The organism is Hymenobacter sedentarius (genome assembly GCF_001507645.1).
GTDB classification, from domain to species: domain Bacteria; phylum Bacteroidota; class Bacteroidia; order Cytophagales; family Hymenobacteraceae; genus Hymenobacter; species Hymenobacter sedentarius.
In genome coordinates, this window is sequence record NZ_CP013909.1 from 1,520,547 (window position 1) to 1,534,451 (window position 13,905).

At 61.0% G+C, this 13,905-nt stretch carries 13 protein-coding genes; 6 read left to right on the forward strand and 7 right to left on the reverse strand.

Annotated features, from left to right (window positions below):
* Nucleotides 1-145 precede the first annotated feature (145 nt).
* Nucleotides 146-457, forward strand: coding sequence for a hypothetical protein (locus AUC43_RS06250; protein WP_068191106.1), 312 nt, complete (start codon nt 146-148; stop codon nt 455-457).
* A 198-nt stretch (nt 458-655) separates the two neighbouring features.
* Here the strand turns inward: AUC43_RS06250 and gcvP are convergent, their stop codons facing one another.
* Nucleotides 656-3,574, reverse strand: a complete 2,919-nt coding sequence (gene gcvP / locus AUC43_RS06255; RefSeq protein ID WP_068191108.1) for an aminomethyl-transferring glycine dehydrogenase — start codon at nt 3,572-3,574, stop codon at nt 656-658.
* Between the two features lie 215 nt (nt 3,575-3,789).
* Here gcvP and AUC43_RS06260 point away from each other — a divergent pair, with 215 nt between their 5' ends.
* On the forward strand, nt 3,790-5,013 hold the full coding sequence (locus AUC43_RS06260; RefSeq protein WP_068191110.1) for an NAD(P)-dependent oxidoreductase: 1,224 nt from the start codon (nt 3,790-3,792) through the stop codon (nt 5,011-5,013).
* Nucleotides 5,014-5,016: 3 nt separating this feature from the next.
* On the opposite strand, the gene AUC43_RS06265 is transcribed toward AUC43_RS06260, so the two are convergent.
* From AUC43_RS06265 to AUC43_RS06280, 4 genes are all read right to left on the reverse strand, one after another.
* Nucleotides 5,017-5,847, reverse strand: coding sequence for a DUF1206 domain-containing protein (locus AUC43_RS06265; RefSeq protein WP_068191113.1), 831 nt, complete (start codon nt 5,845-5,847; stop codon nt 5,017-5,019).
* Nucleotides 5,848-6,102: 255 nt separating this feature from the next.
* Nucleotides 6,103-6,321, reverse strand: a complete 219-nt coding sequence (locus tag AUC43_RS06270; protein ID WP_068191114.1) for a CsbD family protein — start codon at nt 6,319-6,321, stop codon at nt 6,103-6,105.
* Nucleotides 6,322-6,462: 141 nt separating this feature from the next.
* Nucleotides 6,463-7,260, reverse strand: coding sequence for a hypothetical protein (locus tag AUC43_RS06275; RefSeq protein WP_068191116.1), 798 nt, complete (start codon nt 7,258-7,260; stop codon nt 6,463-6,465).
* A 273-nt stretch (nt 7,261-7,533) separates the two neighbouring features.
* The gene (locus AUC43_RS06280; protein WP_068191119.1) at nt 7,534-7,788 is read right to left on the reverse strand and encodes a hypothetical protein; all 255 of its coding nucleotides are present in this window, start codon (nt 7,786-7,788) and stop codon (nt 7,534-7,536) included.
* A 230-nt stretch (nt 7,789-8,018) separates the two neighbouring features.
* Here AUC43_RS06280 and AUC43_RS06285 point away from each other — a divergent pair, with 230 nt between their 5' ends.
* A complete protein-coding gene (locus AUC43_RS06285) occupies nt 8,019-9,602 on the forward strand; it encodes a hypothetical protein (protein WP_068191120.1) in 1,584 nt (527 codons plus the stop codon).
* A gap of 129 nt (nt 9,603-9,731) precedes the next feature.
* On the opposite strand, the gene AUC43_RS06290 is transcribed toward AUC43_RS06285, so the two are convergent.
* The gene (locus tag AUC43_RS06290) at nt 9,732-10,076 is read right to left on the reverse strand and encodes a hypothetical protein (RefSeq protein WP_068191122.1); all 345 of its coding nucleotides are present in this window, start codon (nt 10,074-10,076) and stop codon (nt 9,732-9,734) included.
* Nucleotides 10,077-10,246: 170 nt separating this feature from the next.
* On the opposite strand from AUC43_RS06290, the gene AUC43_RS06295 reads away from it, so the two are divergent.
* The 3 genes from AUC43_RS06295 to AUC43_RS06305 all read left to right on the forward strand — a co-directional run bounded on the left by AUC43_RS06295 (nt 10,247) and on the right by AUC43_RS06305 (nt 12,897).
* Complete coding sequence (locus tag AUC43_RS06295) at nt 10,247-10,648, forward strand: hypothetical protein (RefSeq protein WP_068191124.1); 402 nt, start codon at nt 10,247-10,249, stop codon at nt 10,646-10,648.
* 121 nt (nt 10,649-10,769) lie between these two features.
* Nucleotides 10,770-11,777, forward strand: a complete 1,008-nt coding sequence (locus AUC43_RS06300; protein WP_068191126.1) for a hypothetical protein — start codon at nt 10,770-10,772, stop codon at nt 11,775-11,777.
* Nucleotides 11,778-11,853: 76 nt separating this feature from the next.
* Entirely contained in the window at nt 11,854-12,897 is a 1,044-nt protein-coding gene (locus AUC43_RS06305; protein ID WP_068191128.1) for a DUF3089 domain-containing protein, read from the forward strand.
* Nucleotides 12,898-12,977: 80 nt separating this feature from the next.
* On the opposite strand, the gene tsf is transcribed toward AUC43_RS06305, so the two are convergent.
* Nucleotides 12,978-13,814, reverse strand: coding sequence for a translation elongation factor Ts (tsf, locus tag AUC43_RS06310; RefSeq protein WP_068191130.1), 837 nt, complete (start codon nt 13,812-13,814; stop codon nt 12,978-12,980).
* Nucleotides 13,815-13,905 lie beyond the last annotated feature (91 nt).

Here is a 13,905-nt window from a genome sequence, read left to right on the forward strand (position 1 = left end):
AACGGCGGACGGGGCCATGGCGTTCCACTTTTACCACTATATAGTTCCCCGCATGGTTGTGGATGGTATCATTGCTTTATGTTGAGATAACCAGATTTTATCCTACCTTACCCTCGAATTTCCACCCAACGCTCTTGCTTCGTTAATGAAAAGTACCGCCCTGTTGTTTTTGGCTGCTACGGGCCTGCTGGCCGCTTGCTCTTCCACCCGTGACGAACGGATGCAGACCGCCGCTGCCAACCATACCCCCATCGCGCACAATACCATTGTGGACTGCCCCGTGTACGATGGTATGAACAAAACCTCAACCGTACTCGCCCAAACCACCGCCGGCAACGAAGTGCAGGTAACCGATACCATCAACGCCTACTTCGTGCGCGTTCGGCTCGATAAGGACGGCCAGACCCGGATGGGGTACATGGACCGCCGCTGCTTCGGCGAGCGGGGAAGCAAGTAGCGTAAGGCCACTTACTGTCATCGCGAATGCAGCGCAGTGGAACGCGGCAACCCTTCCTTTGATGCTGCGAGCTTCCTTACAAAGTCTCTGCGTTTAGCAACAGAAAAAAGCCCCGGCTCAAAATTGAGCCGGGGCTTTTTACGTCATTAACATCACTGCGGCAAGCACAGCTTGCCGCAGTGATGTTAATGACAAGCGCTAGTACGACGGGCCTTTATCAGCCTGTACCAAATCCTCTTCCTTGTCCACATACTGCTCGATGGGCGTGCAGCTGCAAATCAGGTTGCGGTCGCCGTACGCCGAATCGATGCGGCTGACGCTGGGCCAGAACTTGGCGGCGCGCACGTACTCCATGGGGTACACGGCCTGCTCGCGGGTGTAGGGGCGCGTCCACTCGTGCACGAGCACCGAAGCGGCCGTGTGGGGCGCGTGCTTGAGCACGTTGTCCTTGGCATCGGCTTTGCCCGACTCCACGGCCGCGATTTCCTTGCGGATGGAAATCATGGCGTCGCAGAAACGGTCCAGTTCGTCTTTGCTCTCGCTTTCGGTGGGCTCAATCATGAGCGTGCCGGCCACGGGGAAGCTCACGGTAGGCGCGTGGAAACCGTAGTCCATCAGGCGCTTGGCAATGTCTTCTACTTCGATGCCGGCCTTTTTGAAGTGGCGGCACTCCAGAATCATCTCGTGGGCACAACGGCCGTGGCTGCCCGAGTACAGCACCGGGTAGTGCTCTTCGAGGCGGGCCTTGATGTAGTTGGCATTGAGGATGGCAATCTGCGTGGCGCGAGTCAGGCCCTCGCCGCCCATCATCGAGATGTAGGCGTAGCTGATTGGCAGAATGCTGGCCGAACCCCACGGCGCGGCCGAAACCGAACCGCTGGTACGACCTTCTACCGCTACCACGGCGTGGCCCGGCAGGTAGGGCACTAGGTCGGCCACTACGCCAATGGGGCCCACGCCGGGGCCGCCGCCGCCGTGCGGGATGCAGAAGGTCTTGTGCAGGTTGAGGTGGCAGACGTCGGCGCCGATGTTGGCGGGCGAGGTCAGGCCCACCTGGGCATTCATGTTGGCGCCGTCCATGTACACGCGGCCACCGTGGCTGTGAATGGTCTCGCAGATGTCGATGATGGTTTCCTCGTACACGCCGTGCGTGCTCGGGTAGGTCACCATCAGGCAGGAGAGGCGGTCGGCGTACTTCGCGGCTTTTTCCTTGAGGTCAGCCACGTCGATGTTGCCGTCTTCGGTGCTTTTCACCACCACCACTTCCATGCCGGCCATCACGGCCGAGGCGGGGTTGGTGCCGTGGGCCGAGGCCGGAATCAGGGCCACGGTGCGGTGGTGGTCGCCGCGGGCTTCGTGGTAGCCGCGGATGGCCAGCAGGCCGGCGTATTCGCCCTGAGCGCCCGAGTTGGGCTGCAGGCTGACGGCGGCAAAGCCGGTGATTTCACAGAGCCAGGTTTGCAGATCGGCGAAAATCTGCTGGTAGCCTTTGGTCTGGTCGAGCGGCGCGAAGGGGTGAAGCTGGCCGATTTCGGGCCAGGTCACCGGAATCATCTCGGCGGTGGCGTTCAGCTTCATGGTGCACGAGCCCAGCGGAATCATGCTGTGCGCAAGGCTCAGGTCCTTGTTCTCAAGCTGCTTCATGTAGCGCAGCAGCTCGTGCTCGGCGTGGTGCGTGTTGAAGACGGGGTGGGTGAGGTACTCGCTGGTGCGCACGAGGTTATTGGGCCAGGTCAGCTCTAGGGAGTCGGGCAGCCCAACCAGCTGGTCGGCTTCTTTGCCCAATACTTTGGCAAACACGTCCAGAATGTCGGCTACGTCGTGCAGCTCGGTGTTCTGGTTGAGCGAGATGCCCACGCGTACCTCGTCGAAGTAGCGGAAGTTGAGCCGGGCGGCTTCGGCTTCCTTGCGGAGCGACTGCTGCAGCTCGGCGCTTTCCAGGCGCAGGTTCAGGGTGTCGAAGTAGTACTCGTTGGTCTGCTCTACGCCGAGCTTCTTCAGGCCGGCCTCCAGGGTCTGGGCCAGGCTGTGGGTGTTCACGGCAAACTGCTGGATGCGCTGCGGGCCGTGGTACACGGCGTACATGCCGGCCAGCACGCTCAGCAGCACCTGCGCGGTGCAGATGTTGGAGGTGGCTTTTTCGCGGCGAATGTGCTGCTCGCGGGTTTGCAGGGCCATGCGGTAGGCCTTGTTGCCAGCGGCGTCGATGCTCTGGCCAATAAGGCGGCCGGGAATCACGCGCTTGAACTGGTCTTTGCAGGAGAAGAAGCCGGCGTGCGGGCCACCGTAGCCCATGGGCACGCCAAAGCGCTGCGAATTGCCCACACACACATCGGCGCCCAGCTCGCCGGGCGAGGTGAGCAGCGTGAGGGCCAACAGGTCGGCGGCCATCACCACAAACACGTTGTTGGCGCGGGCCTGGCCGATGAATTCTTTGTAGTCGAAAATTTCGCCGTCGGCCGCGGGGTACTGCACCATGGCGCCAAAGAAGCCTGCGCCGCTCAGGTCCACCTGGCGGTGGTCGCCCACCACCAGCTCAATGCCCACCGGCGTGGCGCGGGTGCGGAGCAGGTCGATGGTCTGGGGCAATACCTGCTCGGAAACGAAGTACTGGTTGGCGCCTTTCTTTTTGGTCTGGCTGTGCAGCATGTGCATGGCCTCGGCAGCGGCGGTGCCTTCATCCAGCAGGCTGGCGTTGGCGATTTCGAGACCGGTTAGGTCAATTACCATGGTCTGGTAATTGATGAGGGCTTCGAGGCGGCCCTGGGCAATTTCGGCCTGATAAGGCGTGTAGGCGGTGTACCAGCCCGGGTTTTCCAGAATGTTGCGCTGAATAACCGGGGGCAGGGTGGTGTCGTGGTAGCCCAGGCCGATGTAGCTTTTAAACACCTGGTTCTGGCCGGCAATCTGCTTGAACTTGGCCAGGAAGGCGCGTTCGCTGAGGGCTTCGGGCAAGTCCAGCGGCCGCTTCAGGCGAATGGCGGGCGGCACGGTTTCGTTAATGAGCTGCTCAATGCTTTCCACGCCAATGGTGCGGAGCATGGCCGCCTGCTCGTCGGCGCCGGGCGCGTTGTGGCGGTCTTCAAAAACGTCGGCGGGCTGAGGTTTCAGCGTCATAAAGGCGGGAAATAGTGAGAAGGAAGCGGTTTTGACGTAGTAAGGTTCAGTTTCAGATTCCTTAACAAAGGTAAGCCTGAAATGGCCCGGCGGACTGCCATCAAAACCGTAATTTTGACCGGCCACCCCATTAGCAATGAGGAAGGCCGAATGAAGAATGAAGAGTTCCCCTCCGTCATTCGGCATTCCTCATGCGTCACTTCCCATCGTATCCCATGTCCTTAACCATTGGCCTCATCTGCGAGGGTAAAACCCCGCACGACAAGCGCGTGCCCCTCACGCCCAAGAAGTGCGTGGAAGCCCAAGCCACCTTCCCCAACCTGCGCGTCGTGGTGCAAAGCAGCCCCTTTCGCAGCTACCGCGACGAGGAGTACCGCGCCCTGGGCATTGAAGTGCGCGACGACATTTCGGGCTGCGATATCCTCATGGGCGTGAAGGAAGTGCCCGTTAGCCAGCTCATTCCCCACAAAACGTACCTGTTTTTCTCACACACCGTGAAAAAGCAGCCCGCCAACCGCAACCTACTGCGTGAGGTGCTCAAGAAGGACATTACGCTGGTCGACTACGAGCTACTGACCAACGCCCGCGGCGAGCGTATTGTGGCGTTTGGGCGCTACGCCGGCATTGTGGGCGCCTACAACGGCCTGCTCACGTACGGCCGCAAGCACGGCCTGTACGAACTCAAGCCCGCGCACGAATGCCTGGATATGGACGACATGCAGGAGGAGTTTTTCAAAGTCAAAAAGCTGCCGCCCATCAAGATAGCCGTGACTGGCTCGGGGCGCGTGGCGCAGGGTGCGCTCGAAGTGCTCGATCGCATGGGCATCCGTCGCGTGAGTGTGTACGACTACCTGTACCACGATTTCAAGGAGCCGGTGTACACCCAGCTGCGCAGCTCCGACTACAACCGCCGCCGCGACGGCCGCGTGTGGGACACCGCCGACTTTCACGGCCACCCGGAGGAGTACGAGTCCACGTTTGGACTGTTTTTGCCCGTCACCGACTTGCTCATTGCCTGCGCGTACTGGCACCCGGCCGCGCCCCGGCTGTTTGAAGAAGCCGACACCCAGCGCCCGGATTTCCGCATCAATACCATTGCCGACGTCACCTGCGACGTCAACGGCTCGGTGCCCACCACCAAGCGCAGCACCACCATCGCCGACCCGGCTTTCGACTACAACCCGCAAACCGGAGAGCTGGAGCCGCCCTATTCACGGCCCGCAAACATCACGGTGATGGCCGTGGATAACCTGCCGTGCGAGCTGCCCCGCAACGCCAGCCGCGACTTTGGCCGCCAGCTGCTGGATAAAGTATTTCCCCACTTGCTGGGCAACGACGCCGAAGGGGTGATTGCGCGGGCCACCATTGCCAAAGGGGGCCAGCTCACCGAACGCTACCAGTACCTGGCCGATTACGTGGCCGAGGAGACGGTGGCGTAGGGCCTATAAGCCGTGCAGGATGGGGTAGCGGGCCTGCACCAGCGAGTAGAGCCCGTACAGTACCAGGCCCGCGGCCACCACGCCCAGCACCAGGGGCCCCATCCCGGCTAGCAGGCCCAGGGCTTCGTTGGTGCTGCCAGCCTCGGCTGCCCGCGATTGCCAGCCGGCTTCCACAAAAAAGTAGCCGATGAGGCTCACCACCACGCCCCGGGCCGTGACGCCTACCTGGGCCGCCCGGTACACGAGGCGCTGCTGGGTGCCGGTCAGGTCCTGGCCGTCCACGTCCGACTGCAGCTTGTGCGAGTAGGCGCGGTACCCCTGGAAAAGGCCAATGCCGATGGTCACGAGGCCCAGGAAGATTAAGAGCCAGTCGCCGGACGGCCAGCCCAGGATGGTGGCCGCCAGCGATTTTGAGGCGTCGGTGCCTTCGTCGGCGTGGCCACTCAGGGCCAGGCGGCCTGCGTAGAGCGCCAGGCCGCTGTAGAACAGCCCGCTGCAGATGTACCACAGCCGGAAGCTCCAGCCTTTGGCGCCGGAGCCCTGGCTCTCGGTGTCGCGAATGGCTTGGGTAAAACGCCAGATGATGTAGCCCAGCAGCCCCACGGCAATCAGGCCCAGCAGCAGGTTGCCCGCCGGCAAATCCTGCAGGTGCTTCACAGCTGCTTCTTTATCTGCCTGCACGCCGTGGTCTCGGCTCAGGGCCGCCAGCAGGGCCAGCACGCCCATGAGCACGTACACCACGCCAATGGCCGCAAAGCCCAGCCGGGCCAGCGCCTTAATACCAGCCGAAGGCGAGCGGGGAACAGCAGCAAGTAAGGTATCGGCAGTAGACATACACGCGGGGACAATGGAACAGCTTTCCTTACGAATAGGCCGCGTGATAAGGTTGAGATAGGGGGGCTTATTGGTGTTTTTTGGCTGCACAGGTAGCCGAAGCCCAGCGCACCGCTGCCGGGTGACCTCGCTACAGACTAGCATCCTGCGCTGCGGCATAACATAAAAAGCCCTTTCTGTTGCCAGAAAGGGCTTTTGAAATGAAGCGGCGACGTGTGGATTGGAAGGCGTCTTACTTCATTGGTAATGTATGGGTTAGAAAGTCCGGTTGAACCACTTTTTGAGGTCTTCCACGGCGTGGCCGGTTTTCTCTTGCAAGCGACCGAACCACTCGTCCTGTTTGCCTTCTTCGTAGTCGAGGTCGTCATCGGTGAGGTTGCCCCACTTCTGCTTGGCTTCGCCTTTGAGTTGGTTCCAGTTGCCGCGGGCTTTCAATTCGGTCTGGTCATTGAGGTTATTCTGGTTGAGGTCCATGACTGAAAGGAAATGTGGATGGGAAGGATTTGAAATCTGGGAAGTGTACGCCCCGGCGGCCGGTTGGGTTGAGCTGGCCTGGGCAATGCCGAAATCTTATTGGCAGCTCCGGCCAGGCACCCTGCTTTTCAGCAGCCGCCCCTAGCGGTGCCGGGCATTAAAGCCCACCAGCAGGCTCACGCGCACGCCGCCGGCGCCGGGCACCATGGCCAGGTTGATGGGGAAGTTGATGCCATTGGATTTGATGGAAGTGCCCATGGCCAGTACAATACTGGAGCCCAAGGGCGTAAGGTTTGGCCCCACGCCAAACTCAAAGCCTTTGGCGCCCCGCAGGCCCACCAGCCCGCTGAGGCTCGGCAGGAACTGGCCTTGCTCAAGCCCGCCCACCAGCGGCACAAATTCTACCAGTCCGCTCACGCCGCTGGGCAGCCGAAACAGCCGCTTCTCAAACTGCCAGCCAAACTGCGTAAGAAACGGGTTGAGGTCGGTGCCGCTGTCGTGGGCCTTGTCCAGCACGCCCCGCGGGAGGATGGTAAAGCCCACGCGCGGGCCGTCGAGGCTGATGGGCTCGGCCAGCACCGCGTCGTTGGGGTCCTGGTTGCCCACCATGGGTACGCCGGCTGGCAGGGCGGCCTGCGCTGCGGGGGCTGGGCTAGCGGGTGCCACGGGAACAGTAGTCGCGGGCGCAGCGGCCGGAGTGGGGTTGCTGTTGAGCAATTCCTGCGTGCCGTTGGCGTAGCGAATCGTGTACACATCGGAACGCCAGATGCTAATGAGCGGGCCATCGGGGTTGTCGGTGCGGCGGTACTTCACTTCGGAAGGGGTTATCTCAACCACTTTCACCGACACGGCCTCGCCGGTGCGCTTGGTGAGCAGGTCTTGCGCGTGCGCGGTGCCGGCCAGCAGGCCCAGCAATGCAAAGAGTAAAGAGGTACGCATCGGGAACGGGGTTAAGTGAGACGATGCGTAAAGGTGAGCGAGCCCGTTGCCGGATGCCAGCGCATTTTAGCAACTATTAGACTTTGATAATGAGGTATTATTGTGCATAAGTAATTGACTTATAGCATCAAATTTTGTGATTGTGGGACATTGCTTCTGCCTCATAATTCCGAAGTTGCGGCTTGGCTAAACAGTAAAGTTACCCAGGCTAAAGGCCAACAAAAAGCCCCGCTACGGTCGTAGCGGGGCTTTTTGCAAGAACCTTAAGAAGGCTTACTTCTGCTTGGTAGCAGGCACTTCTTCGATAACCTTATTAGCGGGCTTGTTCCGTACCACGGCGGTATCGCCGGGCTCGCGGGCGATGTCGGCTTTGGCGCTGTCCACGGCGTTATCCATGGCGTTGCCAGCATCGGAAGCGGCGTTTTCGGTGGTGGTAGCGGCGTTATCGGCCTTCTTCTCCGAGCAGGAAGTGGTGGCGAAGGCACCGAAGGCAGACAGGACAAGCAGGGTTTTGAACGAGAATTTCATAATATTGGAAAGAAAGGGTGAAGATTGTACTTTAATCACGGGAATGTGAAAAGGTAACCCGCTTGTACCCGGTTCAGCCCGGTAGGGTTTCGAAGGGGGACCGCGGCCGCCCCCGAAGCAGCGCCGCGGCAGCCGCCCGCTTGTGCCCATTCCCACGGCTGGTAAGTGCTTGTCCGTGTTCGCAGAAGCGCCGGCGTACACAGCCGGCATCCGTAGCGTAATTTGCCCACATGGACGATTTGCGCACGACGCTTTTAACGCTGGGGCCCGACGAGCGGCGTGATTTTGGCGTGTTCATTCAGCGGCAGCGCCGCAAGGCCGCCGGCCGGCAAGACTCCCGCCTGTACGAGCTGCTGGTGCAGCCCAGGGAACTCGCCGGCCCGCAGCTCATCGCCACGCTGTACCCCGGCGCGCCCAATCCCGTGGCGTACTACGCGCTGCGCAAACGCCTGCTGCGCCACCTCACCGACTTCCTGCTGCTGCGCCAGCGCCAGCTCGATACCACGGCGGCGGCCTCCGTGCGGGGTCAGCTCACCCTGGCCCAATACCTGTTCGAGGCCGGAATTCCGCGCCTGGCGTGGAGCACGCTGCGCAAGGCCGAGAAGCTGGCCCGCGACAACGAGCAGTACGAGCCCCTGAACGCGGTGTACAACCTGCAGATTCAGTACGCCAACTCCCCACACGCCGAGCCGCTGCCGGAGATAATTGCCCGCCGCCACGTCAACAAAAAAGCCGCCGACGAAGAGGAGCGGGCCAACATTGCCGATAGCCTGCTGCGCCAGCGCCTGCGCGAAGCCCGCAAAAAAGGCCGGGCCGCCGCCCCGCTCGACGCCATGATGCACGACATCCTGGCCGAGTACGACCTGCAGGAGGCCTTTGCGCGCTCGCCGTCGTTGCTGTGCCGGCTCATGTCCATCGCGCGCAGTGCCATGCTTGTGCGCCGGGATTTTGCCACGTTTGCCGTGTACATCGAGCGCTGCTACCGCCTCATGGAGCGCCGCCACGGGTTTGCCCCGGCCCAGCGCAGCTACCAGTTGCGGCTGCTCTACATGCTGGCGCACGCGCTGTACCGCTCCCGGCACTTTGCCCAATCCATCGCCTACCTGGAGCAGGGCCGCGCGCTGCTCCAGGCATCCTCCGGCCGCAAATACGCCGAATTCGTGCCCCGCTTCACCTTTCTGCTGGCCGCCAACCTGGGCTTTATCCACCGCAACCCGGAGGGCATCGACCTGCTGGAGCAGGCGCTGAAAGCCACGCCCGCGCTGCCCCTTGTGGAAGAGCTCACCGCCCGTCTGCAGCTGGTGTTCCACTACTTTGCCGAGGGCAATTTCAGCAAAGCCAACCAGGCCCTGCTGCGCATCGGCCGCACCGACCACTGGCTCGAGGAGCAGCTGGGGCTGGAGTGGCTGCTGAATAAGAACATGGCCGAAATGTTCATTCAACTCGAATTGGGCCACGAAGACATTGCCCTGTGCCGCCTCAAAGCCATCGAGCGCAGCCTGCGCGAGCAGTTCCCCGCCGAGGCAGCTGCTGCCTCCACCACCGAGGACGCAACCCTGACGCCCACGGCCGGAGTTGGGCTGGTGGGCGGGCCCTACCGCTACATTCTCAGCTTTCTTGAGCTGGTGCACGACGTCATCAACGACCCCGCGGCGGCCCGCCGGCCCGCCTTTGCCGCCCGCGTGGCCGATTTACCCACCTTCCTGCCGCTGCAGCGCGAAGACCTGCAGGCCCTGAGCTTCTATGCCTGGCTGCGGGCGCGCATGCTGGGGCGGCCGTACTACGAGGTGCTGCTTGAGGTAGCCGGACTCTGACTTTAGCCCAATTTTCAAAAAGCCCGCACGCTATGCGTACAGGCTTTTCTGATATGAACTGATGCTGACTGTCACCGAGGCGCGAGCCGATGCTTATCTCTTGGCCGCCTCTTTCGCGTTTTCTTTGGCTTAGGCCGCCGTGCGTTCGGCGGCATCGCCCATGGCCTTCATTTTGGCATCCAGTTTCTCCCCGGCGGCGTCCATCTTGGCGCCGGCTTTCGCCATTTTAGCGTCCAGCTTGTCGCTGGCGGCTACAATTTTGGCCTCCAGCTTTTCGGTAGCCGCATCTAGTTTTTTGCTGGCCCGGTCGAGCTTGGCCTGGGTGCGGTCGGCTGCCGAATCGGTCGCGGTTTTGGCTGTGGTAGCGGCGCTATCGGCGGTGGCCTCGGCGTTCCTCTTGTCGGTTTTGGTGCAGGCAGCGGTGCCCAGGGCCACGGCCGCCGCAACAAACAAGGTTTTGAGCAATGTTTTCATAGAAGTAACGAGTTGCGATGAAAGGATAGCATTAATCAAAGCCAGGCAGGAAAGGTAACCCGCGGCTCTTCCGTGCCGCCTACGGAGCTTCTTGGTAATTAAGAGGGGGCTAACTTTTTAGTCTCCGCGCTAGTATAGCCCCTTGTATCCTCCTTAGCTCGTAAATTTTTATGGATTCCACCGCCACCACTCCGCAATCGCCTGCCACTCCCGAAGTGCCCATGGCCGTGAGCGACCAGCAAAATACCGCCCTCCTCGACGATACCCTGACCTTCCTGACGGCGAGCACGCCCACCAACGCCGGACCGCAGGGTCTCGTCGAGATTGAGCGCTGGGAAGCTGTCCTGGCTTCCACCGAGCGCCCGGGCCTGGCCAAGATTAAGCAAGGCCTCCACCAGCTCAACCTCCTGCTGTCGGATGCCAAGAGCCCAACCCACGACATTGCCGAGGTGCTCGCTACCCTCGGCGCCGAAACGGCCAAAGTAGCCGAAGAAGCCGGGGGCGACTACAGCACCCCGCTGAACAATCTGAGCAAGCTGCTGATCAAAGCCAGCTCGTCGCTGTCGCGCTAGCCGCGGCCCGCGCCATCTGCTAACCGCCGTAGCGCGAACTTTGCAGTTCGCGTCGCCGCGTCCGCCGGGTTTGTCCGTCGGAGCGGCGGCGTGAGCTCCTAAGTTCGCGTTACTCATTTATATGCCCCAGCTCACCCCCGCCGACCTCATTCCCTACGACCCCTTCGATGGAATGCGCTTTGGCCCCCAGACGTGTTTTCTCAGCGGCCAGCCCGTGGGCCCCGAGGATACCATCCCTGTGTTTGCCGACTGGCTACAAGCCCGCTACCACCTGGCCGACCGCCCCATCCAGCTTCTCGACCAGCGCACGGTGCTCATGCGCGACCTGCGCCTCCCGGCCAGCCCAGCCGTGCGCGCCCGCATCGAAGCCCTCGAACAGCAGGTAGAAGCCGCCTCCGCCCAAGGCCCGGAAGCCCTTCGGGCATTGGGCGACGAAACGTTGTTTTTGTGGATGGGCAAAATGTTCTACGGGGTGTTCATCACCGAGCTGCTGAATGAATTTGAGCCCCTGATAAAACCCAAGTACCCCCTGGCAGAAAACGCCGCGTTGGTTCGGCGTTTTCAGGCGTTTTTCCAGCTGCTACAGGGCCTGCGCGTGCCCACCGAGTACGCCGACTTTGTGCCCGGCTCCGTTTTCGTGCTCGAAGCCGACCCCGCTGAGGACGTGACCCCCTTCGAGTACGACGACGACCTGAACACCCTCGTCTTCAGCATCAAGCTCGATAAAACCGTGCTGGTGGCCTGCCTGGTGGATATTGGGCTGATTGGCCAGGCCATGGGCAAGGTATACCAGGATGCGCAGCGCCCGCTGCACCCCGTGCAGATTGCCGAGTTTAAGGCCCGCGTATACTACGCTGCCCACCTCCTGCACGTGGTGCCCGACATCTACCCCCGCGCCCCGCGCCCCGGCGATACCCAGCTGGTGTTTGACGCCCTGCTCGACGACGTGACCGGCGCCGTGTTCAATCCGTGGGAAAACGCATCTTATACCCAGACGCTGGCCGATATGTGGTATCGCTGGAATATCAGCCTGGCTGACATCGTCCAGAAACCCCTCGAGCCCATGAGCTTGTTGTACGACGAGGCCGGCCAGCCCCGCCAGCTCAAGCACTGGCCCGCTACTATTTGATTGATAGAATAGAAGCTCATGCCGCGCACCGCAAGGCATGAGCTTCTACATAAGATTTATACCTGTGCTAATATTCATGTTCCGCCGCTTCTACCCGCTTCTGTTTTTACTGCCGCTACTGCCCCTCGCTTCCTGCCTTAACCTCCTTAAGCCGCGCCACGATTTTGTGGAGTACACCCCCGCTACCGGCCCCAACTATGCCTTGGATAGCTGTTGGGCTGCCCTACCCACCCGCCGCGACTCGGCCGATGCCGTGCCCCTAAACTCGGGCCTGCGCGACGAGCAAGCCGCCGCGCCGGCCGACGTTTTCTTTATCCATCCCACTACCTTTTACCGGCCCAAAGGCTGGAATGCTGACCTCAGCGCCAATAAGCTCAACCGCTTCACTGACCGCAGCACCATCCGCCATCAGGCCAGCGCCTTCAATGCGGCCGGGCGCATCTATGCCCCGCGCTACCGCCAGGCCACGCTCTATTCCTTTTTCGACGAGCAGACCCCCAATGGCCAGGCCGCCCTGGACCTGGCTTACGCCGACGTGAAAGCCGCCTTCCAGTATTACCTCGCCCATTACAACCAGGGCCGCCCCATCATCATTGCCGGGCATAGCCAAGGCACGGCCCACGCTACCCGCCTGCTGCACGAATTCTTCGACCCCGACCTCAAGCTCCGCCGCCAGCTTGTGGCCGCCTACCTCGTCGGCTTCAAGGTGAAGACTGATGAGTATCAAACCATTCGCCCCTGCGCCGATTCGCTCGAAACGGGCTGCTTCATTACCTACAATTCCGTAGCCACCAGCTTCGATTATTTGCCTTTCCAGCCATTTGCTGTCACCAATCCCCTCACCTGGAAACTCGACACCCTGCTAGCCCCCGCCACGCTCAACCGCGGTGGCGTCAGCCAGAATTTCAAGCGCATCGACCCACAGGTAACCGACGCCCAAATCCACAAAGGCCTGCTCTGGATAACTCCGCCCAAACCCGGGGGATACCCCCGCTTCCTGCTCCCCGGCCGCCCCGAACTGCGCCATTCCTTCCACATCGCCGACTACGCCTTGTTCTACCTGAACATTCGCGAGAACGCCAAGGCACGGGTACAGTCGTGGCAGCTGAGCAGTAAGTAGCGCCAATTTTAATTGTGCATTCACAAAAAAGACCCGCTGGCGCAATGCCAGCGGGTCTTTTTATAAAGGGCTTAACGCAATTAAGCGCCGATAGCCACACGCTTGAAGTCCGAAACCGTCATGCCTTTCGACTTGCTGTCGAGCAGGGCGGCGATGGTCAGCGAGTTGTCTTTCACGAACTCCTGGTTGAGCAGGGTGTTCTCTTTGTAGAACTTGTTGAGCTTGCCTTGGGCAATTTTCTCCAGCATGGCCTCGGGCTTGCCTTCGGCACGCGCCTGCTCTTTGCCGATTTCAATTTCGCGCTCCACCGTAGCCGAGTCCACACCGTCTTTGTCAACGGCAACGGGCTTCATGGCTACAATTTGCATGGCTACGTCGCGGCCTACGGCAGCAGCGTCGGCCGAGCCCACGTTCTTCAGGCCCACGAGTACGCCTTTCTTGCTGTCGGAGTGGATGTAGGAAGCTACTTTCTCAGCGGTCAGGGTAGCGTAGGTCAGGTCCAGCTTCTCGCCGATTTTGCCCATCAGGTCGGTGATGTGCTCCTGAATGCTCAGGCCATCCTCTTCTTTGGTAGCGAGCAGGTCTTCTTTGGTAGTAGCGTTGGTACGCACAGCAGCATCGAGGATGCGCTGAACCAGTTCACGGAAGTTAGCCACTTTGGCTACCGACTCGGTTTCGCAGGCCAAGGCCACCAGTTTGCCGTTGGTGCCATCTTCGCTCACGCTCACGGCTACAAAGCCTTCCGACGTTTCGTTTTCGGCACGCTTGTCAGCGATTTTCTGACCAGCCTTGCGCAAAATGTCGCGGGCAGCTTCGAAGTCGCCATCGGCTTCGGTCAGGGCTTTTTTGCAATCCATCATGCCGGCACCGGTCATGGTGCGGAGCTTGTTTACGTCTGCGGCGGTAATAGCGGCCATTAGATGTTGTGTTTGTTGGGTTGGAATTCAGGGAAAAGAAAAAGGGAACCTCCGGAGCCTAGCTACTCGAAGGTTCCCTTTTTTCAAAGAG